This window comes from Extensimonas perlucida, assembly GCF_007655255.1.
In the GTDB taxonomy this organism is placed as follows: domain Bacteria; phylum Pseudomonadota; class Gammaproteobacteria; order Burkholderiales; family Burkholderiaceae_C; genus Extensimonas; species Extensimonas perlucida.
Genome location: NZ_VMYE01000005.1, coordinates 47,292 through 71,734 on the forward strand (window position 1 = coordinate 47,292; position 24,443 = coordinate 71,734).

At 66.5% G+C, this 24,443-nt stretch carries 22 protein-coding genes; 9 read left to right on the forward strand and 13 right to left on the reverse strand.

Annotated elements, in window-relative coordinates; genetic code table 11:
* Window positions 1-74: 74 nt before the first annotated feature.
* Window positions 75-1,277 carry an IS4 family transposase gene (locus FK527_RS06315; protein WP_144731208.1) on the reverse strand — a complete coding sequence of 401 codons (1,203 nt, stop codon included), beginning with the start codon at window positions 1,275-1,277 and terminating at the stop codon, window positions 75-77.
* Between the two features lie 239 nt (window positions 1,278-1,516).
* On the reverse strand, window positions 1,517-2,344 hold the full coding sequence (locus FK527_RS06320; protein WP_144731211.1) for an ABC transporter permease: 828 nt from the start codon (window positions 2,342-2,344) through the stop codon (window positions 1,517-1,519).
* A 141-nt stretch (window positions 2,345-2,485) separates the two neighbouring features.
* Here FK527_RS06320 and purT point away from each other — a divergent pair, with 141 nt between their 5' ends.
* The gene (gene purT, locus FK527_RS06325; RefSeq protein WP_144731214.1) at window positions 2,486-3,691 is read left to right on the forward strand and encodes a formate-dependent phosphoribosylglycinamide formyltransferase; all 1,206 of its coding nucleotides are present in this window, start codon (window positions 2,486-2,488) and stop codon (window positions 3,689-3,691) included.
* A 57-nt stretch (window positions 3,692-3,748) separates the two neighbouring features.
* Here purT and FK527_RS06330 read toward each other — a convergent pair whose 3' ends face one another.
* Together FK527_RS06330 and FK527_RS06335 are read right to left on the reverse strand one after the other, a co-directional pair.
* Window positions 3,749-4,705, reverse strand: coding sequence for an AEC family transporter (locus tag FK527_RS06330; RefSeq protein WP_144731217.1), 957 nt, complete (start codon window positions 4,703-4,705; stop codon window positions 3,749-3,751).
* A gap of 128 nt (window positions 4,706-4,833) precedes the next feature.
* The gene (locus FK527_RS06335; protein WP_144731220.1) at window positions 4,834-5,928 is read right to left on the reverse strand and encodes an NADH:flavin oxidoreductase/NADH oxidase; all 1,095 of its coding nucleotides are present in this window, start codon (window positions 5,926-5,928) and stop codon (window positions 4,834-4,836) included.
* A 237-nt stretch (window positions 5,929-6,165) separates the two neighbouring features.
* On the opposite strand from FK527_RS06335, the gene FK527_RS06340 reads away from it, so the two are divergent.
* The 4 genes from FK527_RS06340 to FK527_RS06355 all read left to right on the forward strand — a co-directional run bounded on the left by FK527_RS06340 (window position 6,166) and on the right by FK527_RS06355 (window position 10,813).
* Window positions 6,166-8,295 carry an ATP-dependent helicase gene (locus tag FK527_RS06340; protein WP_144731223.1) on the forward strand — a complete coding sequence of 710 codons (2,130 nt, stop codon included), beginning with the start codon at window positions 6,166-6,168 and terminating at the stop codon, window positions 8,293-8,295.
* Window positions 8,292-8,660 carry a hypothetical protein gene (locus FK527_RS06345; protein WP_144731226.1) on the forward strand — a complete coding sequence of 123 codons (369 nt, stop codon included), beginning with the start codon at window positions 8,292-8,294 and terminating at the stop codon, window positions 8,658-8,660. The genes FK527_RS06340 and FK527_RS06345 overlap by 4 nt, the downstream gene beginning before the upstream one ends.
* Before the next feature lie 165 nt (window positions 8,661-8,825).
* Window positions 8,826-10,238, forward strand: coding sequence for a phospholipase A (locus FK527_RS06350; RefSeq protein WP_246072692.1), 1,413 nt, complete (start codon window positions 8,826-8,828; stop codon window positions 10,236-10,238).
* Window positions 10,239-10,417: 179 nt separating this feature from the next.
* On the forward strand, window positions 10,418-10,813 hold the full coding sequence (locus FK527_RS06355; RefSeq protein WP_144731229.1) for a hypothetical protein: 396 nt from the start codon (window positions 10,418-10,420) through the stop codon (window positions 10,811-10,813).
* Window positions 10,814-10,855: 42 nt separating this feature from the next.
* On the opposite strand, the gene FK527_RS06360 is transcribed toward FK527_RS06355, so the two are convergent.
* Window positions 10,856-11,296, reverse strand: coding sequence for a universal stress protein (locus tag FK527_RS06360; RefSeq protein ID WP_144731232.1), 441 nt, complete (start codon window positions 11,294-11,296; stop codon window positions 10,856-10,858).
* Window positions 11,297-11,377: 81 nt separating this feature from the next.
* Here FK527_RS06360 and tgt point away from each other — a divergent pair, with 81 nt between their 5' ends.
* On the forward strand, window positions 11,378-12,550 hold the full coding sequence (gene tgt, locus FK527_RS06365; RefSeq protein WP_144731235.1) for a tRNA guanosine(34) transglycosylase Tgt: 1,173 nt from the start codon (window positions 11,378-11,380) through the stop codon (window positions 12,548-12,550).
* A 20-nt stretch (window positions 12,551-12,570) separates the two neighbouring features.
* Here the strand turns inward: tgt and FK527_RS06370 are convergent, their stop codons facing one another.
* The 7 genes from FK527_RS06370 to alr form a co-directional block, all read right to left on the reverse strand.
* Window positions 12,571-13,317, reverse strand: coding sequence for an NADH-quinone oxidoreductase subunit B family protein (locus FK527_RS06370; RefSeq protein ID WP_144731238.1), 747 nt, complete (start codon window positions 13,315-13,317; stop codon window positions 12,571-12,573).
* 6 nt (window positions 13,318-13,323) lie between these two features.
* Complete coding sequence (locus tag FK527_RS06375) at window positions 13,324-14,847, reverse strand: hydrogenase large subunit (RefSeq protein ID WP_144731241.1); 1,524 nt, start codon at window positions 14,845-14,847, stop codon at window positions 13,324-13,326.
* Between the two features lie 5 nt (window positions 14,848-14,852).
* Window positions 14,853-16,307, reverse strand: coding sequence for a proton-conducting transporter transmembrane domain-containing protein (locus tag FK527_RS06380; RefSeq protein WP_144731244.1), 1,455 nt, complete (start codon window positions 16,305-16,307; stop codon window positions 14,853-14,855).
* On the reverse strand, window positions 16,304-16,939 hold the full coding sequence (locus tag FK527_RS06385) for a hypothetical protein (protein ID WP_144731247.1): 636 nt from the start codon (window positions 16,937-16,939) through the stop codon (window positions 16,304-16,306). The genes FK527_RS06380 and FK527_RS06385 overlap by 4 nt, the downstream gene beginning before the upstream one ends.
* Before the next feature lie 2 nt (window positions 16,940-16,941).
* Window positions 16,942-17,883 carry a respiratory chain complex I subunit 1 family protein gene (locus FK527_RS06390; RefSeq protein ID WP_222116133.1) on the reverse strand — a complete coding sequence of 314 codons (942 nt, stop codon included), beginning with the start codon at window positions 17,881-17,883 and terminating at the stop codon, window positions 16,942-16,944.
* A complete protein-coding gene (locus tag FK527_RS06395) occupies window positions 17,880-19,886 on the reverse strand; it encodes a proton-conducting transporter transmembrane domain-containing protein (protein ID WP_144731250.1) in 2,007 nt (668 codons plus the stop codon). Before FK527_RS06395 ends, FK527_RS06390 begins: the two co-directional genes overlap by 4 nt.
* Window positions 19,887-20,223: 337 nt before the next feature.
* The gene (gene alr / locus FK527_RS06400; protein ID WP_144731252.1) at window positions 20,224-21,330 is read right to left on the reverse strand and encodes an alanine racemase; all 1,107 of its coding nucleotides are present in this window, start codon (window positions 21,328-21,330) and stop codon (window positions 20,224-20,226) included.
* A 139-nt stretch (window positions 21,331-21,469) separates the two neighbouring features.
* Here alr and lplT point away from each other — a divergent pair, with 139 nt between their 5' ends.
* From lplT to FK527_RS06415, 3 genes are read left to right on the forward strand one after another with little or no spacing between them, the layout of a single operon-like run.
* The gene (gene lplT / locus FK527_RS06405) at window positions 21,470-22,771 is read left to right on the forward strand and encodes a lysophospholipid transporter LplT (protein ID WP_144731255.1); all 1,302 of its coding nucleotides are present in this window, start codon (window positions 21,470-21,472) and stop codon (window positions 22,769-22,771) included.
* 55 nt (window positions 22,772-22,826) lie between these two features.
* Entirely contained in the window at window positions 22,827-23,045 is a 219-nt protein-coding gene (locus FK527_RS06410; protein WP_222116134.1) for a hypothetical protein, read from the forward strand.
* Window positions 23,032-23,268: a hypothetical protein gene (locus FK527_RS06415; RefSeq protein ID WP_222116135.1), complete on the forward strand. Its 237-nt coding sequence runs from the start codon at window positions 23,032-23,034 to the stop codon at window positions 23,266-23,268. Before FK527_RS06410 ends, FK527_RS06415 begins: the two co-directional genes overlap by 14 nt.
* Window positions 23,269-23,358: 90 nt before the next feature.
* On the opposite strand, the gene FK527_RS06420 is transcribed toward FK527_RS06415, so the two are convergent.
* Window positions 23,359-24,432 carry a ProQ/FINO family protein gene (locus FK527_RS06420; protein ID WP_246072693.1) on the reverse strand — a complete coding sequence of 358 codons (1,074 nt, stop codon included), beginning with the start codon at window positions 24,430-24,432 and terminating at the stop codon, window positions 23,359-23,361.
* Window positions 24,433-24,443 lie beyond the last annotated feature (11 nt).

The window sequence follows — 24,443 nt, forward strand, 5'->3', positions numbered from 1 at the left end:
GCGGTTCGGCTTAATTCAGGCGTTATGCCTAAAAAGTAAAAATTGGGGTCAGACTCTGAGGTTTCCCCACAAATTCACTCTACAAAACACGCTTGCTGGGCCTGGCGGCGAAGCAATTCCAAAGCTTGTTCGAGCCGAAGTTTGCGCAGCCATGACTCCCCCGCATCGATGATCCGACGAGCCAAGGTCAACGTGGAAATTTCCTTGTGCTCGCGCTTGTGACGGCCAACGCTCTGGAAATACCGCTGCATCTGGCGCTGTTGCGCACACTCACCGATCAGACGCAGCAACCACCCCGCCAGATGTCCGATCAGCAGCAGTATCTCCAGCCGCCTGCTCGAGCGTGAGCGTGTGGCGCTCAGGCCCAGCCCCAAGCGCTCATTCTTGAGGTCGCGGAAAGATTGCTCGATACGCATCCTCTGCGCATACAGCCCCGCAATCGCTTGCGCACTCAAATGCGCAAGGCTTGGCGAGCACGCCAGCAGCCACGGCTCACGGCCTCTGCGGGCGGCCTTGAGCGAGCTGCGACAACGCGAGCGCTGCCCCTTGTGCGTGCGCCGCGTGCGCCCCTTGGGCACGCGCTGCAGCAGAATCAGCCGACAGGCCACGGGGTGGCTGCGCACGTAATACGCATCGGCAAACGCTTGGGCATCCGAAGTGGCTGCAGGGTACAGCTGTGTGCAGCGCTGCCAGTGCCCCGTGCCAATGCGCACCATGTCTTTGCCGCGAATGCGCCCTACCCAGTGCCAGCGGTGTTGCGCCACCAACTCGAACCAGGTGGAGCGAAAGCCAGCATCCGTCATGATGGTGGGCGCATGGCCTGCTGGCAGCATGCTGGCCAGGCGCTGCAGGAAATGGCGGTGCACCTCGAGGTTGCCGTACTTGTGCTGCGGGTGGATTTCTTCATACAGTGTGACGCTGCGCCCCTCTACGGCAACGCTGGCGCGCAGCAAGTGCCAACGCTGATCGGGCGTGACGTCTGACCAGTCGATCACCACCAGCAGTTGTCCGACCTGTGTCAACCATTGCGCCGCCACTTGCCGATAGATGTCCTGGCGGGCGCCATGCAGCGCATCGTTGCCCAGCAGACGGTCGATTCGTTTGATGCGATGGCGCATCGCCGTGCTCGGCTCCAGAGCGCGGGCCAGCTGGCTCAGGCTCAGGTGGGCTCCCCGCAAAGCACTGGATACCGCCGCCTTGACTGCTTGGGCTAGCTTGGCATGCAAACGCGACAGGCATTTTCCCAGCATTTGGTCTACGAGCAGGTTCGTGTGCATTCGAAGCCCTCCATCGGCGTTTGTGCGTCGGGATGAAGAATCAATCCATGTCTCGCAGGCTAAATGGCATCTAACTGCTTGAATTTAAACACAAATTTGTGGGGATACCTCAGGGTCAGACTCCAATTTTCGGGCGCTTGCGATAGAACAGAGGGCGTGTTGCGCCCGACGACGCCCATACTCAAAAACCCCCTTCCACGCAGAACCAACGCGCGCAAGCAGCTCCTTTTACCAGAGCGTCACCCCCGAAAACGCCGCCGCGTGAGCGCGAGCGCGAGCCAGAAGGCGCCGAGGGTGGTGAGCGCGAGCACCAGCGCGGGGCGCAGGGGTTGGGCGGGCCATTGATCCATGAACAGGGGGCGCACGAGTTCGACCGCGTTCGTCAGCGGCAGCGCCGCCGAGAGGGTGCGCACCAGGGGCGGGAGCTGTTCGCGCGGGAAGAACACGCCCGAGAGGAACATCATGGGCGTGAGCACCAGCGTGAAGTAGTAGGTGAAAAAATCGTAGCTCTTGGCGAGCGCATTGAAGATCAGCGCCAGGCTCGAAAACATCAGCCCCACGGCCAGCAGCACCAGCCAGGCCACGAGCAGCTTGGGGCTGTGGCTGATGCCCAGCGCGAGCATCACGCCCATGATCGCCGTGACCGTGAAGATCGACTTGAACGCGGCCCAGAGCATCTCGGCCAGCACCACGTCGTCCAGGCGCAGGGGCGCGTTCAGGATGCCCTCCCAGGTTTTTTGCACGTGCATGCGCGAAAAGGCCGAATACAGCGCCTCGAAGCTCGCGGCGTTCATCGCGCTCATGCAGATCGAGCCGCTCGCAAGGAACAGGATGTAGGGCACCTGCCGTCCGCCGCCCACGTCGATCTGCCCGACCAGTGCCCCCATGCCGTAGCCAAAGGCGACGAGCCACATCAGCGGCTCGGCGATGTTGCCCAGCAGGCTGGGCACGGCCAGCTTGCGCCAGACGAGCAGATTGCGCAAGAACACCGGCCACCAGCGCAGCGACAGGCTGGGCGGGCGCCACAGCGATGGGGCGGGCGGGGGTGTTTGGAGACTTTGGGTCATGGGCGCTGCGCGGGGTGGGGAGAAGAAACGGTGCGGCGGGAATTATCGTTTGCACCCGCCAAATCCACCGCCGCGCGCGCTGATTCACGCGGCGAGGGCTCGATTACAGTCACGCTTTTGTTTTGACCCGGAGCCCTGCACATGACCACCCTCGGAACGCCGCTATCCCCTCACGCCACCAAAGTCATGCTGCTGGGCGCGGGCGAACTGGGCAAGGAGGTGCTGATCGCGCTGCAGCGCCTGGGCGTGGAGACCATTGCGGTCGATCGCTACGAGCACGCGCCGGGCCAGCAGGTGGCGCACCATGCGCGCACCATCATGATGAGCGACGCGGCGCAGCTCAAGGCGCTGATCGAGGCCGAACGCCCGCACCTCGTCGTGCCCGAGATCGAGGCCATTGCCACGCCCGTGCTGCAGGAGCTCGAAGCCGCTGGCGCAGTGCGCGTGATCCCGACTGCACGTGCGGCGCGCCTGACCATGGACCGCGAAGGCATACGGCGCCTGGCGGCCGAAACCCTGGGCCTGCCCACCAGCCCCTACCGCTTTTGCGACTCGCTCGCCGAGCTGCAGGCCGCGATCGACGGCGGCATCGGCTACCCCTGCATCGTCAAGCCCGTGATGAGCAGCTCGGGCAAAGGCCAGAGCAAGATCGACGGCCCTGCCGATGTTGCCAAGGCCTGGGACTACGCCATGGCTGGCGGGCGCGTGAGCCAGACGCGCGTGATCGTCGAGGGCTTCATCGACTTCGACTACGAAATCACGCTGCTCACGGTGCGTGCGCCGGATGCCGCGGGCGGGCAGATCGCCAGCCACTTTTGCGCGCCCATTGGCCACCTGCAGGTGGCCGGCGACTACGTCGAGAGCTGGCAGCCCCACCCCATGCCGCCCGCGGCGCTCGACAAGGCCCAGCAGATTGCGCGCGCCGTGACCGACAACCTCGGCGGCCAGGGGATTTTTGGCGTAGAGCTGTTCGTCAAGGGCGAGCAGGTCTGGTTCAGCGAAGTCAGCCCGCGCCCGCACGACACCGGCATGGTGACCATGGTCACGCAGTGGCAGAGCGAATTCGAGCTGCACGCGCGCGCCATTTTGGGTCTGCCCGTCGATACCAGCCTGCGCAACCCGGGCGCGAGCGCCGTGATCTACGGCGGCGTGGAGGCGCGCGGCATCGTGTTCGATGGCGTCGATGCGGCGCTGGCCGTGCCCGGCACCGACCTGCGCCTGTTTGGCAAGCCCGAGAGCTTTGCCAAGCGCCGCATGGGCGTGGCGCTCGCGCATGCCGACGACGTGGCCACGGCGCGCAGCCGCGCCCAGCTCGCCGCCAGCAAGGTGCGCCCGCGGGCGGCCTGAGCGCACGCACCGGGCCAGCGGCCTCACACGTGTGTAATCCCGTGCGCAACCCCGTGCTCAACCCACGAGCCAGGCCACGGCGGCAGAAAAGCTCACGAAGGCCAGCGTGGTCGATACCAGGATGACATGCGCCACGCGCCCCGTGTGTGCGCCGAAGCGCTCGGCCAGCAGCGACACGTTGCTCGCGCTCGGCAATGCCGCCACGAGCACCAGCGCGACCAGCGTCTGCGGCGCCAGCGGCACGCCCAGCGCCTGCGCAGCGTGGCCCACGAGCCACACCAGCAGCGGGTGCGCGAACAGTTTGGCGAGCGCGAGCGGCACGTAATCGACAGGGCGCACGCGCTCGTGCTGCTGCATCTGTGCACGTGCGAGCACCGCGCCGATGGCAAACAACGCCACGGGCGACGCGGCCTCGGCCAGCATGGCCACGGTTTTGTCCAGCGGCCCCGGTAGCTGCCACTGCAGCGCCGAGGCCAGCGCGCCCAGCGCGGTCGCCCAGGGCATGGGGTTGGCTGACATGCCGCGCAAAGCCTGGCGCAGCGCCACCGCCGCACCGTGCGCTCCCGCGCCGTCGAGGCGCGACAGCGCAATGCACAGCGAGGTGGTGCACACCATGTCCACCAGCATGGTCAAAATCACCGGCCCGGCGGCCTGCGCGCCCAGCAGGGCCACGAGCAGCGGCACACCCATGAAGCCCGAATTTGGCATGGCCGCGACGAGCGCGCCAAAGGCTGCGTCGTTCCAGTTGCAGCGCAGCGCGCGCAGGCCCAGCACCCCGCCCGCGACCAGCGGCAGCGCACACAGCAAATACACGCCGCCCGCGACCGGATCGAGCAGCTGCCCGATCGGCGTGCGCGCGCCAAAGCGGTAGAGCATGCAAGGCAGCGCAAAAAACAGCACGAAGGCATTGAGCCCCGGGATCGCCGCGAGCGGCAGCAGCCCGCGCCGCGTGGCCAGGTAGCCGCACAGCACGAGCGCGAAAAAGGGGAAGGTGATGCGCAGGATGTCCCACATGGTGCGGCAATGTTCGCGAGCTGCGGCGCGGCGCCAGGAACGCGGGCACGCCAGGCTGTGCAAGGCAAGGCGGGACACCCGCCGTGCACGGCAGCGTTACTACGTCACGGCGTTACTGCATGACGGCATTACTGCACGAACAGGTTCTTCACCCCATGCGGCAGTGCGCGCCAGTATTGCGGCGGGGCCTGCACCTGCGCGCCGAGCGCGACGGCGGCGTGCCAGGGCCAATGCGGGTCGTAGAGAATGGCGCGCGCGACGCCGATGAGGTCGGCCTGGCCGCTCGCGAGGATGGTCTCGGCCTGCTGTGCCTCGGTGATCAGACCCACGGCGATCGTGGGCGCACCCGTAGCCGCGCGCACTTGCTGCGCAAGTGCGACTTGGTAACCCGGCCCGACCGGGATTTGTTGCTGCGGCGACAGGCCCGCGCTCGACACGTGCACGTAGGCGCTGCCGCGCGCGTGCAGCCGGCGTGTGAGCTCGATGCTCTGCGCCACGTTCCAGCCGCCTTCGACCCAGTCGGTGGCCGAGATGCGCACGCCCACGGGGAAGTCCGGCGCCACCTGCGCGCGCACCGCGTCGAACACGCGCAGCAGCAGGCGCATGCGGTTTTCAAGCGTGCCGCCGTAAGCATCGCTGCGCTGGTTGGACAGCGGCGAGAGGAATTCGTGCAGCAGGTAGCCGTGCGCGGCGTGCAGCTCGATCAGGTCCAGCCCCAGGCGTTCGGCGCGCCGCGCGGCCTGCGCAAACGCTGCCACCACGCGTTCGATGCCAGCCTCGTCGAGCGCCAGGGGCGCTGCATCCTGCGGATCGAAGGGCAGCGGCGACGGCGCCACCACCTGCCAGCCGCCCTGCTGCGGCGTGAGCGCGCGCCCGCCCTCCCAGGGCACCGCGGTCGATGCTTTGCGCCCCGCGTGCGCGAGCTGGATGCCTATGGGCATGCGTGAATAGGCGCGCGCGGCCTGCAGCGCGCGGCCGAGCGCGGCCTCGTTCGCGTCCGACCACAGGCCGATGTCGCGCGGCGAGATGCGTCCCACGGGCTCCACGGCCGCGGCCTCGATGATGAACAGCCCCGCGCCCGACAAGGCCATGCGGCCGAAGTGCAGCACATGCCAGTCGCTCGCGTTGCCGTCCTCGGCCGAGTATTGGCACATGGGTGCGATGACGATGCGGTTGGGCAGCGTCAGCCGGCCCAGCTGGTAGGGGGAAAACAAAAGGCTCATGGTGAATCTCTCCGAACGCGGGAAGGAAGATGGCAAAAACCGGAAAAACGGCGCGGACGCGGACACGCAGGGTGTGAACAAAAAGGTTCTCGGAGCATTGTGCCGCAGGCCTCGCGACCAAGGGGGTCGCCGTTATCATTACCCGCTGCGCGTGCCCGGGCGTCCCGGCCCGCCCTCCTTTCGCGCCCGTCGCGCCTCATCGTTTTCTCTCGCTTCGTTTCCCCCGCTCTCGCTCCCATGTCCAAAGGTTTGAACCTTGCCCAGATGCAGGCCGTGCACTACACGCAGGGCGCGTGTCTGGTACTGGCCGGCGCCGGCTCGGGCAAGACGCGCGTGATCACGCACAAGATCGCGCACCTGATCGATGCACACGGCCTTGCGCCGCAGCGCATCGCGGCCATCACCTTCACCAACAAGGCCGCGGCCGAGATGCGCGAGCGCGCCGCGGGCCTGATCGGGCGGCGCGCCAAAGACCTGCTGCTGTGCACCTTCCACGCGCTGGGCGTGCGCCTGCTGCGGCAAGACGGCCAGCGGCTCGGGCTCAAGCCGCAGTTCAGCATCCTCGACAGTGACGACGTGCTCAGCATCCTCAAGGACGCCGCAGGCGGCACCACCGACGCGGCCACGGCGCGCCAGTGGCAATGGGCGCTGAGCCGCTGGAAAAACATGGGCCTGAACGCCGCGCAGGCGCTGGCCCAGGCCAGTAACGACGAAGAACACCAGCTCGCGCGCATCATGGCGCGCTACGAGGAGCGCCTGGCGGCCTACCAGAGCGTGGACTTCGACGACCTCATCGGCCTGCCGCTCAAGCTGCTGCGCGACTACCCCGACGTGCGCGACAAGTGGCAGACGCAGCTCGGTTACGTGCTCGTCGATGAATACCAGGACACCAACGCCACGCAGTACGAGCTGCTCAAGCTGCTCGTGGGCGCGCGCGGCCACTTCACCGCGGTGGGCGACGACGACCAGAGCATTTACGGCTGGCGCGGCGCCACGCTGGACAACCTCAAGCGCCTGCCGCAGGACTTTCCGCAGCTCAAGGTCATCAAACTCGAGCAGAACTACCGCTCGACCAGCGCCATCCTGCGCGCGGCCAACAACGTCATCGGGCCCAACCCCAAGCTGTTCCCGAAAACGCTGTTTTCCGAGCTGGGCGAGGGCGAGCCCGTGCGCGTGATCGACGCCGACAACGAAGAGCACGAGGCCGAGCGCGCCGTCGCGCGCATCCAGAGCCTGCGCGCCGCGAGCAACCCGCCGCCGGCCTGGCGCGACTTTGCCATCCTCTACCGCGCCAACCACCAGGCCAAGCCCTTCGAAAAGGCGCTGCGCCGCGCCAACATCCCCTACAAAGTCTCGGGCGGCACGGGCTTTTTCGACCGCGCCGAGGTGCGCGACCTGTGCGCCTGGTTTCGCCTGTGGAGCAACAACGACGACGACCCGGCCTTTTTGCGCGCCATCACGAGCCCGCGGCGCGGCATAGGCCCGCAGACGCTCGCGCAGCTGGGCCAGTTTGCCAGCCAGCACAAGCAAAGCCTGTTTGGCGCACTCTTCAACGCCATGCTGCCCGCCGCCGTGCCGCGGCGCGCGCTCGACGGCCTGCACGAGTTCGGGCGCTGCGTCAACGATCTGGAATACCGCGCGCGCCACACCCTGGGCGCCGAGGCGGCGCGCGCCTTTCTGGCCGACTGGCTGCAGGAGATCGGCTACGAAAAGCACCTCTACGAGAGCGAAGACAGCGACAAAGTCGCCGCCGCGCGCTGGAGCAACGTGCTCGAATTCTGCGACTGGATGGCGCAGCGCGCGGGCGGTCAGGCCGACGACGCTGCGGGCGGCGTGGTCACTACCCAAGCCAAGAGCTTGCTCGAAGTCGCGCAGACCATCGCGCTGCTCTCCACCATCGCCGACCGCGAGCAGGAGCAGGACTGCGTCACGCTCTCCACGCTGCACGCGGCCAAGGGGCTGGAGTGGCCGCACGTGATGCTCGTGGGCGTGACCGAAGGCATGCTGCCATTCCAGCCCGGCCAGGCCGACCCAGACGGCGGCAGCGAAGCCGCCACGCGCACCCCGAGCGCCGACGAGCTGCAGCGTCTGCAGGAAGAGCGCCGCCTGATGTACGTGGGCATCACGCGCGCCCAGCGTACGCTCGCCGTGAGCTGGAGCAAGCGGCGCAAAAAAGGGCGCGAGATAGTGCCCGCGCGGCCCAGCCGCTTCATCGCCGAAATGGCGCTGCAGGCCGGCACCACGCGCGAAGACCCGCGCGCCAAGCTCAAGGCACTGCGCGCCGAATTCGCGGCCAAGGCGCAGGCCCAGGCCGATCCCAAAGTCGCACCCCCACCCGCTACGGGCGCCGGCACACCAGCCCCATGAAACCCTCTATAACTCTTTTATTGATAGCTGCTAGCGCTTGCGCATCAAGCGCTAGAGGCCAAAATGATGCAAAATCCTCGGCAGAGTGCCCCGCCGCGGCGGACACCAGCCAGGCGCAGCTCCTGGGCCACTGGCGCGCCGAGTTGCAAGGCCGCAGCGCGCCCGTGCTGCTACAGCTCACGCCACACCCCGAACTGCGCGAGAGCGTGCATGGCACACTGCAGCGCGACGGCACCACGGTGCTGCTCGCCGGTGACGTCGATGAAGGCCAGCTCACGCTCGAAGAGTCCACCGACGGCAAGCACATCAGCGCGAACTGGCTGGGCACCGTGCTGGTGTGCTGCCCCGCAAATAACTGCACATGAAATCGCGCCTTCGCGCCCAGGGCGGCGTTGCAAATCCTCGCGATAGCTACGGCTATCGCTGCGGTTTGCGCCTTGCCCTGAACGCGAATCCATCGATTTCATTAAGTGCAGCTACTTGCGGGGCAGCACACTAGAAGGAACTTGCGGCAAGGAGATACGCGGCACATGGAACAGCGACAGCACCGATCCACCAACGAGCATTTCTTTCATCTTGCGCAAGATGGCGCCCGAATGAGCGCGGCGCGCCTGCTGGCCGGCTGGCTCGCTTCAGGCAGTTGCGCCTGCGCGCTCGCTTCGGGCACGGCGCTCGCGCAGACGCCAGCCAACACGCCTGAAGCACCAACCCCGGCACGGGCGCCTGCATCCGTGCCTGCACCGGCGCTTGCCGCGCCGCCCTCGAGCGCTGCGCCGCGCGCCGCCCAGGGCGCCACCGCCTGGCAACGCTGCACCACCTTGCCAGGCGACGCCGCGCGCCTGGCCTGCTTCGACCAATGGGCGGGCCAGCAGGCTTGGCAGTCCGCACCCACGCAGGCCGCTGCGGCGCCCCCAGGATCGCCCCCGACCAACGCCGCGACAGGCACGGCAGGCACTGCCACTACCGCCACTACCGCCACTACCGCCACTACCGCCACTACCGCCACTACCGCCACTACCGCCACTACCGCCACCACCACTCCCACCCCGGCAGACCTGCCGCCAGCGTCCGAGCCCATCCTCGTGCAAGTCGATGGCTGCCGCGACACGCGCTACAGCCTGCTCGCGCGCTTTTGGGAGCTCGAACCAGGTTCGAGCTGCGGCGTGTTCCGCTTTCGCGGCTACCGGCCCATCAGCGTTTCGGTGGTCGGCGCGGACACCGTGAACGACCAGCCCAGTTCCCCGGCACCGGATCACACGGCTGCGCCCATCAACTACCGGCGCACCGAGATGCGCCTGCAGCTGTCGGTGCGCACCAAGCTCGCGCAAGGGCTGCTCACGCAAGGCGCCGCGCAGCGCCTCGATTCGCTGTGGTTCGGCTACACGCAGCAGTCGTACTGGCAGCTCTTCAGCGGCGACATCTCGCGCCCGTTTCGCAACACCGACCATGAGCCCGAAGTCGTCTATGTCTATCCCACCGACGCGCAGCTGCCCTGGGGCTGGCGCTGGCGCTACAGCGGCGTGGGGCTGGTGCACCAATCGAACGGCCAGACCCTGCCCTTGTCGCGCAGCTGGAACCGCATCTACCTGATGACCGGCGTGGAGCTCAACGACCGCTGGAGCGTCACGGCGCGACTGTGGCGGCGCCTCGGGGAAGGTGGCACCGACGACGACAACCCCGGCATCAGCAACTACGTGGGCCGCGCCGAGCTGCAGGCCACCTGGAACCCCGACGAGGTCAACACCTACATCGCCACGCTGCGCAACTCTTTCGGCAGCGCCTGGCGCGGCTCGGCGCGGCTCGAGTGGCTGCACACGCTGGGCGGAAAGCAAAGCAATCTGCGCCTGCACACGCAGCTCTTCAGCGGCTATGGCGACAGCCTGGTGGACTACAACCGCAAGCGCACGGTGCTGAGCCTGGGCGTGAGCCTGGTCGATTTCTGAACACGACTGACGCAAATCGGGGTTGGGCAAGGCGTTCGCTCCATGGCAAAACGCCTCGCTGCATCCTTGTTTGCGTAAGTCCAGCTGAAAATCGTTACAAAAAACCCCTGCTTCCCCGCGTTATTCCCAGGATAGGCGCGCACCACAAGCCGCAAAATGCCTCGCCAGAGGAACACGCCATGGACATGCAATACCAACTCAAGGCCGGCAGCTATTACCTGTACGACCTGCGTGATGCGCCCAGCGCCGCCACGGGCGAGCGCCGCTTCCGGCTCAAGACAGAGTCGGTTGCCCTGGCCTTCGATCGCCACACGGGGCAATTGCACCAGCATGGCAGCCCCACGCGCATCCTCTCGTGGGCCAGCATGGCGCGCCGGCGCCTGCGCGCCGCGGGCGCGCCTGACGTAGCCGACGATTTGGTCGTGGTCTCGGGGCCGCTGCCCGTGGACGAAATCAACAAGTGCCTGCGCATCCAGGGCTACTGCCGGCGCCTGCTGCAGCGCCTGGGCAGCCTGCCGCACGGCAAATTCCAGCGCCCTGCCGAGTCGTACGCACACTATCGCAAGGCAGCCTGAAAACCAGCGCGCACTGACTGTCAGATACCGATCACTGCGCCGTCATTCCTCCTGCGGCGCGTGTTTGACGATGGTCACGGGCACCGGGCTTTCGTGTACCAGCGCCTGTGACACCGAGCCCAGCAAAGCGCCACGCAAGCCGCCCAACCCGCGTGCGCCCACGAGCGCAAGATCGCAAGCCGTTTCTTCGAGGATGTCCACGAGCGTGTTCGCAGCCGCACCCATGCGGATTTCGGTCGTGTATTCGACCGCAGCCGCATCGAGCAGCGCACGCGCCGGGGCCGTCAGGTCCATGCCGGCCTCGCGCGCGGCAGCCGCGATCAGGTCCGGGTCGCGCGTCGTGACGAGTTCATAGAGCGAGGCCGGCTCCTGCACATGAGCGAGCACGAAGCTCGCGCGCAGGCCCGCGCGCAGCAGCGCGAGCCCGTGGTGCACGGCGTCGAGCGAGAGTTCCGAGCCATCGACTGCTATCAAAATCTTCATTGCATTCTTTCCAAGTTTGCCGATCACGGCAGTGTAGCGGCAGGGCGCGGCAGGCCCGCCGCTCTGGGACAATGCGCCCCCATGCTGCAATTCGACCTCCTTGCCACCGACCCCGCGAGCCACGCGCGCCGCGCCCGCCTGACGCTGCACCACGGCGTCGTCGAAACCCCGATCTTCATGCCCGTGGGCACCTACGGCACCGTCAAAGGCGTGCTGCCGCAAAGCCTGCACGCCATGGGCGCGCAAATCATCCTGGGCAACACCTTTCACCTGTGGATGCGCCCGGGGCTGGACGTGCTGCGCAACTTCGGCGGCCTGCACGCTTTTGAAAACTGGCACAAGCCCATCCTGACCGACTCGGGCGGTTTTCAGGTCTGGAGCCTGGGCGAGATGCGCAAGATCACCGAGCAGGGCGTGCATTTTGCGAGCCCCGTGAACGGTGACAAGCTCTTTCTCTCGCCCGAAATCAGCATGCAGATACAGACCGTGCTCGACAGCGACATCGTGATGCAGTTCGACGAGTGCACGCCTTACGAGACCAAAGGGCATATCACCACCGAGCGCGAGGCGCGCGCCTCGATGGAGCTGAGCCTGCGCTGGGCGCGCCGCAGCCAGGAGGAGTTTGCGCGGCTGCAAAACCGCAACGCGCTGTTTGGCATCGTGCAAGGCGGCATGTTCGAGCACCTGCGCGAAGAGTCGCTCGCCGCGCTCGTCGCGCTGGACTTGCCCGGCTACGCCGTGGGCGGCGTGAGCGTGGGCGAGCCCAAGGAGGACATGCTGCGCATCATGGCGCACACGCCGCACCGCCTGCCCGCGCACAAGCCGCGCTACCTCATGGGCGTGGGCACGCCCGAAGACCTGGTCGAGGGCGTGGCGCAGGGCGTCGATATGTTCGACTGCGTGATGCCCACGCGCAACGCGCGCAACGGCACGCTGTTCACGCGCTACGGCGACCTGAAAATCCGCAACGCACGCCACAAGAGCGACCCGCGCCCGCTCGACACCAGCTGCCGCTGCGAGGCCTGCGCGGGCGCCTCGGGCGTGTCCTGGGACGAGGGCGGGCGCACGGGCTTCAGCCGCGCCTACCTGCACCACCTGGACCGCTGCGGCGAAATGCTCGCCCCCATGCTGTGCACCATCCACAACCTGCACTACTACCTGCAGCTCATGCAGGAGATGCGCAGCGCGCTCGAAGCCGGCGAATTCAGCGCCTTTCGTGCGCGCTTTCGGGCCGAGCGTGCGCGCGGGGTGTAGCGCCTATTTCGGGCACGCTCTCAAGGAATGCCGAGCAAATCCAGGATGCCGCAGATGAAAGTGAGCGGGTGCGGCGGGCAGCCGGGCACATACAGCGTGGGCTGGATGCGCTCCAGAAACTGCCGATCGAGGGCCGCGCTTTGCGCGAATACACCGCCCGAGATCGCGCAGGCCCCGACAGCGATGAGCAGCTTGGGCTCTGGCATGGCGTCCCAGCACAGCTGCAGCGCCTGCGCCATGTTGCGCGTCAGCGGCCCCGACAGCACCAGGCCATCCGCGTGCCGGGGGGAGGCCACAAAGTCGATGCCGTAGCGGCCCAGATCGAAGTTGACGTTGCCCAGCGCGTTGATTTCCATCTCGCAGCCGTTGCAGCCACCTGCCGAGACCGAACGCAGCTTGAGCGAGCGGCCGAAGCGACTATGCAATGCCGCGGACACCTGCACCGGATCCACGTCGGGGCGCGCGGCGCTCAGCACCAAGCCGGAGCGCTGCGTGGCGGCCAGTTTGACATCGCTGCTGAAACCGATCTTGCCGCTGGGGCAGACGGCGGCGCAGTCGCCACAGAGCACGCAGCGCCCCAGATCGACCTGCACCGGCTCCAGCGCCAGCGCCTGGCTCGGACACACCGACACGCAAGCCGAGCAGCCGGCAGCACATGCGGCTTCGCCGATGACGGGCTTGCCGCGAAAGCCTGCGGCCTGCGCCGCGCGCAAATCGGCAATGTATTGCGTGCCCTGGGATCTTCGGACGGCGAGAGATTTGAACATGGGACTTTATAGATCGTTGCCGCAATACGAGAGGTCGAAGCTCTTGTTGCACAGGGGAAAGTCGGAAATCGCGTTGTCACGCACGGCCAGTGCGAGCCCGTACCAATTGGCCAGCGAGGGGTCTTGCACCTTGTAATGGCGCAGCTCTCCGCCAGCGCCGGTCTCCAGCACCTGCACCACCGGCCCGCGCGCGCCTTCCGTCAGCGAAACGCACAAGGCCTCGGGCTGCAGCGCCGGCGGCGCTGCTGCAAAGGAAGAAGCATCCGTGATGCCCTGGTCGTCTTCTGCGCCCTCCGGCATGCCCTCCTCCAGCACCCGCAACAGCCAGGCGACGGACTGCTCCGCTTCGCGCATACGCAGGAGCACGCGCGCCCAGCAGTCGCCCTGCGGTTCGGTCACCAGGGACAAAGGCGCAGCGCCATATACCGGCCCCGGCAGTTCGGTGCGCACATCCTGCGCCACGCCGCTGGCGCGCGCCACCACACCGAGCAGGCCCAGGTCACGCGCTGCCTGCGTGCTGACCGTCCCCACACCGAGGCAGCGCGCTGTGACGCTGCGCGCCGTGCGCATGCGTTCATTGATTTGCGCAAAGTCGACGGCGAAAGCGCGCAAGGTCTGCACCAGGTCCTCGCGCAATGCGTCGCTCAGTACGCTGGAGCGTCCCGGCCGGATCCAGCCGCGGCCGAAGCGGTTGCCGCAGACGCGCTGGGTGGCGTTGATGATCGCCGTGCGCAAGCGGCCATAGGTACTGCCGCCCTGCAGAAAGGCAATGTCCGTGGCCAGGCCCCCAAGGGTGGCGACATGCATCGCCACGCGCTCGAGCTCCAGCGCCACGGCGCGCGACAGCGCCGTGCCCCAGCCCACGCTGCGACCACTCAACGCCTCGATGGCTGCGCAATGGCCCCAGGCATAGGCGACGACGGAATCCCCGCAGACGGATTCCAGCAAAGGCGCCAGCGTCCAGGCCGGGCGGTGCAGCAGCATTGCTTCGACGCCGCGGTGCTGGTAGCCCAGCTGGACTTCCAGGTGATACACCGTTTCACCGAGGCACATGAAGCGGAAGTGGCCGGGTTCGATCACGCCCGCATGAATCGGGCCCACCCCCACCTCGTGCACGCTGTGCCCGCGCACCTGGAAAAACGGGTAGTCCGCCATGCGCTGCTGGCGAGCGCCCTCGAAACGCACCGGCTTGAGCCAGGGATGCCCTTCTGGGAGCAGACCGGTTTGCTCCCACAGTTCGCGCTCATACATCTGCGCCGCAGGATGCGCGCAAGTCAGACTGGGGTAGCGCGCGCCGCCTCGCGCCGTGCCACGCAGTACCTCCAGCGGCCCCTGTGCCGGCTGAAAGACGGCGGTAAGAACGCAATCCTCGGGTTCGCCGGCGCATGCAGGCCGTCCGAACAAAGTCACCAACCGCTCTCCCGCCGCCAGCCGCTGCGTACAACTCTGCGCAAAATCAGGCAGCGCCTGCAGCGGTATGTCGCGCAGCGCCTTCAGCGTCCAGGGTGACAAAAATGCGTGCGCAGGCATGGCGACTACCCTCCGATCGACTGTGCCACGGCCCGCAGCAGTCGGGTGAACGGTTCGGGCGTGTAGGTGCCGAGCATGGTCAGGATGGCCACGAAGCCCAGCTTGGGCACGGTGGTCAGCCTGGGTTCGTGCGCCGTCGGCACCTCGCGGCTGGGCGCACCCCAAAGCATGGGAAAGACACAGCGCCCCGTGGCCACAAAGATCACCGTCAGCATCACGCACATCAGTGTGAACGCCATCAGGTTTCCCGCCTGGACGATGCCCGAGAGGGTCAGCATTTCCGCCAGAAAACCGGCAAAAGGTGGAAAGCCCAGCAAGGCAAAAATCCCCACGGTAAACAGGGACCCGGAAAAAGGCAGGATGCGGATGACGCCGCTCAGTGCCGCAACGTCATTGGTGCCGTAGGTGGCGCGCAGCCGCCCGGCGGTCAGGAACAGCAAGGCCTTGACGAAGGCATTGCTCACCACGTACAGCACCACACCGTAGGCGGCCGCTTGGCCCACCGACAGCCCCAGCGCGATGACCCCGGACGAGCTGATACACGCATAGGCAATGAGGCGTTTGTAATTGCGCACCGCCATCACTTTGACGGCCGCCACCACCAGCGACAAATAGCCCATGACCAGCAGCTCCTGCGCCACGAAGCTGGTATCCACACCGCGGCACACCTGCAGAATGCGAAATACCGCCACCATGCTGATATTGAATTGCACCGCTGCCAGCAGGGCGCTGGTGCTGGTGGGTGCAGTTTCGTAGGTTTCCGGCAGCCAGCTATACAGCGGCGCCAGCCCCAGTTTGCCGCCCAGGCCAAAAACCATGAACGCCAGCCCCAGATGCTGCCAGCCATCGCCCGTGGGGCTGAGTGCCTGGCCCAGCGCATCGACGGCGAAGTCGATATCGACACCGCGCAAAGCGGCCGACTGCGTCAGGCACATGAAGCCCATGAAGGTGAGCGACAGGCTCATGGCCGAATACAGCACAAAACGCCAGGCCACGGCCTTGGGCAGAGCCGTATCCCCTCGCGCCACCAGCGGCGCGGCGCACAAGGTGCTGAGCTCGAGCAAAGTCCACAACACGATCAGGTGGTTGGACAGCACCGCCAGGTTGGTCACGAGCATGAACAGCAGCGACAGTGCGGCTCTTGGCAGAAAGTCGCGCGCCAGCCGGGCCGAGGTGCGCCGGCGCGAAAAAAGGTACACGCTGATCCCGAGAAACACGGTGTTCACCACCCCGATGAACAGCAGCGAGGTGGCGTCGAGCACCAGATAGCGCCGCGCAAAATACCGCGGCAATGCTTCCAGCGGGAACACAAGGAACACCGCCATGGAAGCCAGCCAAAGCAACAGCGCGATGCCGACCAGCGCCAGCGGCGCCCAATTGCTGCCACGCGCACTGCCGGAGGATGACGCCGCCAGCGTCACAGGAGCATGGCGTTGTGCACTGTCTATGGCCGTATTCATGGCTCCCTCGCCACTGCGTCATCCGAAGCCGCACAAGCCGAAGCCCCGGGGTCGGGCGCAGCCTGTGCGCGCACCAGCCATACTCCGACCACCACGGTGCCCACATACAAGCCGCTGACGCCCAGGTGCACAGGCACGGACCAGGGCTCGGACATCAGGGACTCGAACAACGCCAGCGCGTTTTCCATGAACAGCAGCGCCACCAGTTGGGCGACCGGCGCGCGGTTGGTGGACAGCAGCAAAAACGCCATCGTGCCGGTGGCCGCCACCACGCCCAAGGTCAGAGCACGCACGTCGGCACGCGCGCCGTCGCCAAACTTGAACGCCAGAATGATCAAGGCCAGGGCCACGCCCCAGATCAACAGATTCGAGGGCATCAGGTCTTCGTGTGCGGCAGCCGATCCAACCAGGGCGCGGCGCAACAGGGTCGGCACCAGCAAGGCACGCACCAGCAGCACCTCCAGACCGACCGCCAAAGCATGGGCGCTCAGCGCATGGTGCTGCGTGAGGCTGATCCAGCCCATGGCCAGCCCTTGCAGGCCCAGCCAGGCGGGGGTGGCTCCCACCTTGCCGAAAAACGGTGGAATCACGGTGGCCAGCAGGAAAAGAATCAGCGGCAATCTCTCGTCCATTCTCACCCCCTCGCGCCAACGGCAAGCCACCATACCAGCAGCATGCCCAGCAACGCGGCAGCCGCGGCCAGCAGCACATAGCGCGGCACCCAGCGCATGGCCAGCCGGGCGGTGAGCGCTTCGATGCAGCCCACCACACAGGCCACCAGCAGCATCAGACCCATGGATGCCAGCGTTGCCGCGAACGGCTCGACGCGCACATCCAGCGGGTTGAGCAGCGCGGCCAACAAGCCAGCGTAGAGCGTCATCTTCAGGCCTGCGGCGTACTGCATGGCCGCCAGCTCGGGGCCGCTGTGATCGAGGATCATCACCTCATGGATCATGGTCAGCTCCAGATGGGTGAGCGGATCATCGACGGGCACACGCGCGGCCTCGGTCTGCAGCAAGACGAGCAGCGCAAGGGCCAGCGGTACTACCAGCAAGTAATGCGGCGTATGGTGCACATGCCCGATCAGGCCAGCGAAACTGCTCAGACCCGTGGCTGCAAGCAGCGTGCCGAACAGCAAAAACAGGGCCGGCTCAGCAAACGCCGAAAACGCCGCCTCGCGTGCGGCCCCCATGCCTTCGAAGGAACTGCCCACATCCATGGCAGAAACCATGAGCGCCAAGCGCGCCAGCCCCAGCGTGTAAGCCACCGCGATGAAGTCGTAGGCAAACTGCAGCGGAGCAAAGGCACCCAGCATGGGTGCCATGGCCGCTGCCACCAGGTTGCACACCAATACGACATAGGCCCCGCTCCGAAACAATGGGCTGGCTACGCTACTGACCACGGGACGCTTGCGCAGCAGCCGCCGCAAGTCCGACGCCGTCTGCAGCAGCCGTGGCCCCTTGCGTCCCGCCCACCACGACTTGGTGCGGTTGATCACCCCTGTGAGCACGATGGGCATGAGCAGCACCAGCGCCCCGTGCACCAGCGCCAGCGCAGCAAAAGCCAGCGGCGTCATGGCAGCGCTCCGTTGGCCAGCACCACCAGCGCGGCAATCACCACGATGGCGGCCAGCCCCGCGGCAAAAGCCAGGCGGGGATCGTCCTCGTGCATTTTTTCGGAAATGTCGCTCGCAGAGGCATCCCCTTGGGCGATCACCGCGTACAGGCGTCTTTCGACGGCATCGACACAATCGACAACCACGTAGCTGTCGTCCGGAAAATAAGCCCTGGGCGCCTTCTGGCGCTTGAGCATGAGCACGATGTTTTTGAAGTGCGTGATGAAGTCGACAGAAAAACCGGCGCCGGTGTATTGCATGCGTGCGTGCGGCGCGCCGTAGCCGCACCCCCAGGTGGCACTTTGCAGGGGCCGGTCAGGCAGCAGCCGCTCGCGCAGCCAGAACACCGCCAGCACCACAATCGCCAGGACGGCACAAAAGATGCCAACGTGGTTCAGGGTCTGCGCCGCCGCGTGCAGCGCCGCCACGTCCGCAGGGCTTGGCGCAGCTTGCAGGAACTGCGCGACAGGCGCCGCCACCAGGGCAAAACCGAGCCCCGGCGCCACGCCCAGCAGCACGCTGCCCGCCGCATGGATGCCCATCGGAGCCAACATCCAGGCGCTCGCTTCCTGGCTCGGCGCCAAGCTGGTATCGCGCTCACTGCCCAAAAACACCACGCCATAGGCACGGGTCATGCTCAGTACCGAAAGCGCCCCCACGAAAGCCAATGCCGCTGCCGCCAGCACCAGCACCAGCTGAGCGCCAAGAGAAGGGCTGCCCTGCCCCAGCAGGCCGGAATAGAGCAGAAATTCGCTGGCAAAGCCGTTGAACGGTGGCAGCGCAGAAATGGCCACCCCGCCGATGAGGAAACACAGCGCCGTCACAGGCATGCGTGCAAACAACCCGCCCAGGCGCTCGATATCGACCACCTGCTTGGCCTGATAGACGCAGCCGGCGGCATAAAACAGCTGGCACTTGAAAAATGCATGGTTGAGCACATGCAGCAAGCCGCCGCCAAAACCCAGCACCACCAAGGCGGGCTGGCTCCAGCTCAGGCCCAGGCAGCCCAGCCCGAAACCCATGCCGGCGATGCCCACGTTCTCCGTCGACGAATAGCCCAGCAGGCGCTTCAGGTCGCGCTGCCCCGTGGTATAGAGGCCGCCCACCACCGCCGAAGTAGCCGAAAAGGCCAGCAAAAACCAGCCCATCCATTCGTCCGGCCGTCCCGAAATGGCCAGAAAATGCACCAGCGCATAGAGCCCCGCCTTATGGATGACGCCGGACATCAACGCCGATACATGCGCGGGCGCTGCCGCATGCGCACGCGGCAGCCAGGAGTGGAATGGAAAAAATGCCGCCTTCAAGCCGAAGCTGGTCACGAGCAGCAAAAACACGGTATTGCGCACACTGCCCGGGTTTTGCCGCATCCAGTCGCCAAAATCGTCCAAATACCATGACTGGGTATGGGTGTAGAGGATCATCACCGCCGCCACCAGAAAAATCAGCCCCACATGGGTGGACACCAGGTAATTGAAACCGGCAAAGCGCACCTTCTGGTTGGTGTAGTCCCAGATCACCAGCAACCAGGCCGAAAGCGCCGCAATTTCCCATCCCAGCAAAAACGTCACCGCATGCTCGCCGGTATAGACCAGGATGAACGACAGCGAAACCATGTTCAACAGCCCGAAATGCACGCCCAGATGCCGCGGACTGTCGAAGTATTTGCGCATGTACCCTACGGCATAGACGCCGCCAAGCAGCGTCATGGGCAGGGACCAGCTCAGAAAAAAGGCGCCCAGCGCGTCCAGATGGAAGTGCAGCGCCCCCATGGGATAGCTCCAGGGCAATTGCAGCGTCTGGCCGGGAGCGCCGAACATCACGGGAAACACGGCCGACCACACCAGCAAGGTCGCCAAGGCCTGCGATGCAAGCCCCAAGCTCGCGCGCAGCCGGTTGCTTGCGGGTAACAGGCACAAGGCACCGCCTAGCATCAGCAGCAGCACGGCCGCGATGAGCTGTTTCATCAAGGTTGCCCTGGCAAAACGCAGGTCAACGAAGCGAAGGGGGGGCTAAATGACTTCATGGGGACTCCACATGTGGCAGGAACGTCGAAAAGAAGTTCAGCCAACGTGCGGCGGCCCACAATGGCGCAACCGCATATCGAACCGACGGCGCTTGGAGGGCGCAAGCGTCAGCCCGTAGGAATTCATGCGATGCGAGTGGTGCATAGGGGTGGTATTGTAGAAATAACGATTCGGCAGCGGCAAGTGCCTGTGCCGTCGTGTTTCTGGGCCCATTGTCCACGCCTCAACCATGCGGCGCTCGCAGGGATGCATGGCGCCGCGCGATGCAGCCGGCCTCTCAATCCGCCACGGGCACGCGCGGCGCGAGCGCACACATGAGCTCGTAGGCGATCGTGCCCGCGGCGTGCGCGACTTCGTCTATGGGCAGGATCGCGCCGCCATGCGCTGCCTGTCCCCAGAGCGTGACCTCGCTGCCGAAACCCGCGTGCACGCCTGCGGCCCGCACGGGCTCCAGATCGACCGCGAGCATGTCCATGCTCACGCGCCCCACGAGGCGCGTGCGCACACCTTCGACGAGCACGGGTGTGCCGGTTTCGGCGTGGCGCGGGTAGCCGTCGGCATAGCCGCACGCAGCCACGCCTATGGCCATGGGTGCGGGGGCGACGAAGCACGAGCCATAGCCCACGCTGTCGCCGGCCGCCAGCTGCTGCACGCCAATCAGGCGCGTGGCCAGCGTCATCGCGGGCTGCAGGCCCCAGTGCGCGGTGCGGCCTTCGGGGTGGTCGGGCGCGCTGCCATACAAGGCGATGCCCGCGCGCACCCAGTCGGCGCGCACCTGCGCGGCGCTGGCGTGGCGCAGTGTCGCGGCGCTGTTGGCCAGGCTGCGCTCGCCCGGCAAGTCCAGCGTAGCCGCATGGAAGGCCTCGACCTGGTGCGCGATGCCGCGCGGCCCGTCGGCGTCGCTGAAGTGCGTGACATGGCCGATTTCATCGACCTGCGGCAGCGCATTGAGCCGTGCCCAGGCGCTGCGGTAGCGCTGCGGCGTGAAGCCCAGGCGGTTCATGCCCGAGTTGAGCTTGAGCCACACATGGTGCGGCTGCTGCGTCTTGTGCGCGGCGAGCATGTCGATCTGCTCGTCACAATGCACCACATGCCACAAACCCAGGCGCGAGCAAAGTTCGAGGTCGCGCGGCTCGAACACGCCCTCGAGCAGCAGAATGGGGCCGCGCCAGCCCAGCGCGCGCAGGCGCTCGGCCTCGGCCAGGTCGAGCAGCGCAAAACCGTCGGCGGCGCGCAGGCTGGCATAGACGCGCTCGATGCCGTGGCCGTAAGCGTTGGCCTTGACGACGGCCCAGACTTTGGCGTCCTGCGCGGCTTGGCGCACGCGCTCCAGGTTGTTGCGCAGGGCGCAGGTGTGGATGGTGGCGTGGATGGGGCGTGGCATAGTTTGGAGGTTCGTGACGTGCGCCAGCAGTAGCCGGCAATTTTGGCAGCGCGGGCAGCGCGGCGAAGGGGCCGTGATATAACCCGCCGCGACTGAACTTTCACCCCATGCGCTGGCCAGCGACATTTTCTTTCCTGCAATGAAGCGCGGTTTCTACACCATCATGGCAGCGCAGTTTTTCAGCTCGCTGGCCGACAATGCCTTGTTCGTCGCCGCCGTGGAACTGCTGCGCAGCAACGGCGCCCCCGAGTGGGAGCGCGCTGCACTGGTGCCCATGTTCGCGCTGTTTTACGTGGTGCTGGCACCATTCGTGGGCGCCTTTGCCGATGCCCTGCCCAAGGGGCGGGTGATGTTCCTGAGCAATGCGATCAAGGTGCTGGGCTGCCTGCTGATGCTGTTCGGCTCGCACCCGCTGCTGGCCTACGCCATCGTCGGGCTGGGGGCCGCGGCGTATTCGCCCGCCAAGTACGGCATCCTCACCGAGCTGCTGCCGCATTCGCAACTGGTGCGCGCCAACGGCTGGATAGAGGGGCTCACGATCGCTTCCATCATCCTGGGCGTGGTGCTGGGCGGGCAGCTCGTGGGGCCGCATTTGTCGCGCTGGCTGCTGCAGTTCGACTTTCCGTTCATCGACACTGGCGTGAACACCCCCGCCGAGTCGGCCATCGCGGCACTGATCATCGTGTACGCGCTTGCAGCCTGGTTCAACACGCGCATTCCGCACACGGGCGTGGAAATGCGCGCGCTGCGCCAGCACCAGGCGCACAGCGTGCTGCAAACTACCCTGGCGCTGCTGCCCGACTTCTGGGACTGCAACCTGCGCCTGTGGCGCGACAAGCTCGGCCAGATCACGCTGGCCACGACCACGCTGTTCTGGGGCGTGGGTGGCAACCTCAAATACATCGTGCTGGCCTGGGCGGCCGTCGCGCTGGGCTACGACACCTCACAGGCTTCTTCGCTCACGGGCGTGGTGGCGCTGGGCACGGCCGCGGGAGCCGTGGCGGCCTCGGCGCGCATGCGCCTGGACCAGGCCACCCATGTGTTGCCGCTGGGCATAGGCATGGGCGTGCTGCTGGTGCTGATCATCTTCATCCACCACATTGGCCTGGCGCTGCCGTACCTGGTGCTGCTCGGCGCGCTCGGCGGCTTTCTGGTGGTGCCCATGAACGCGCTGCTGCAGCACCGCGGACACAAACTCATGGGCGCCGGGCGCTCGATTGCCGTGCAGAACTTCAACGAGCAGGCCAGCATCCTCGGGCTGGGGGCGTTCTACAGCCTGTCGCTCAAGCTGGGGCTGTCGGTGTTTGGCGCCATCACGGCCTTCGGCGTCGCCGTGGCGGGGCTGATGTGGCTGATCCAGCGCTGGCACGCGCACAACTGCAGGCGCTACGGCGCCGAGATGGAGCAGCTGCTGCACACCGCGCGCCACGATACGCACTGACGCCGAGAAGAATGAAGCGCTCGCGTCGGAGCGGGGTAATTCTTTTGAGCGCATAGTGGTCGCCATCGAGTCCGGCGGGTTGCTGGACATCCTGGCCCATCCGAACCAGTTGAAATATCCAAGGCAGCGCGTTCTTGTCGTCTCGTGCGACAACTACGCCTACTTGGTGCCGTTCGTCGAGGAGGAAGATTACTTCTTCCTCAAGACCCTGATTCCGAGCCGCAAGGCTACTCGGGACTATCTGAATCAAGGTGAGCCAGATGCCGAAAATTGATGAGTACGAACTCGAAGTGCTGAGCGCCTTCGAGAAAAACCAACTGAAATCTGTTGCAACGAAGGCCGAACTTGCCAAGTTCAAAGCTGCCGCGCGTGCTACTGCCATCAAGGATCGGAGGGTCAATATCCGCCTGTCTTCTGGCGACCTTAACGATATTCAGGTGAAGGCCCTGGAAGAGGGGGGTGCCGTACCAAACGTTAATTGCCAGCGTCTTGCATAAGTACCTTACAGGGCGCCTTGCGGAGCGGCCAGGCTCCATCACGGATGCGACTCGCAAGCCCGCATCAAAACGGCGAGCTACATCGAGCCGCTAACCCGCTTTGGCTTTTCGGGCGCGGCGTGCGCGCGTGAGCGCTTGCGTGACGCTGCGCGGCTCGAGCCCGTACATCGCGGCAAACTGCGCTTCGGCGCGGCGCTGGGTTTCTGGCGTTGGCGCGGCGGCGCTGGCCTGGCTGGCGGCGCTGGCCTGGCTGGCGGCGCTGGCCTCGAAGGCGCGCAGCAAGGCCTCGTCCTTGGCGTTGCGCGCCGCCCATTCGGCCAGGGCCTCTTCGAGCAAAGCGTTGGCGGCCTCGTCGCGGCTGCGCACGCGCTCGATGTAGGCCTCGCGCGTGAGGCCTGAAGCCTCGAAGGCTGCCACCATGCGCCGGCGCAGCTGATCCTTGGCGTCTGCCGTGGCCGCAGCATCGGCGCCGGCGCGCGCCTGGCGGCGGCGGTGCACCTCGAGCAGCGCATGCAAGACATGCTCGGGCGCCAGGTCTTCGACTGGCTGGCCCGCGAGGTCATAACGCTTGCCGCCCGCGGCCACGCTGTGCAGATAGCGCGTGGAGCGCGTGTGCAGGCCCAGCGCCTCCTTGAGCGCGGCGCGGTCGAAGGCGTCGGGGTGCGCGGCGGTCAGGTCCTGAAAAATGCCGCGCTTGAGCGGACGGAACACGGCGCCGAAGAGCTGCGGATAGAGCGCGGCGAGCTGCTCGAGCACGGGGTGCGTGCGGCGCGGCGTGCGGGTAGCGGCTTGCTGTCCTGGCGCAGGCGCAGACGCAGACGTGGACGACAGTGCCGCCGCTTGCGCAGGGCCATCGGCACTTGCGCGCGCTTGCGGGGCCTGCGCGGGTGTTCCCGCCCCGGTGCGCCCTGCCGGCTTGCGCCGCCGATGGCGCGCACGGCCTTGGCGCTGCGCGGCGGCTTCTTCGCCAGGCACTGTTGCTTGCAGCATGTCGGGTTGCGCCATGGGGACCTGCGCGCCGGCGTTGCTGCGCGTTTCAGGGGCGGCGGGACCCTCGGGCGCGGCATCCGCCTTGCTCGTCTGGGCGGCTTCGGGCATCCCGGCCATGTCCTGCACGGGGAGCGGTGGCTGGGCGGTAGGGGCTTGGAGTTCTTGTTCAGGCATGGTGTCGGATG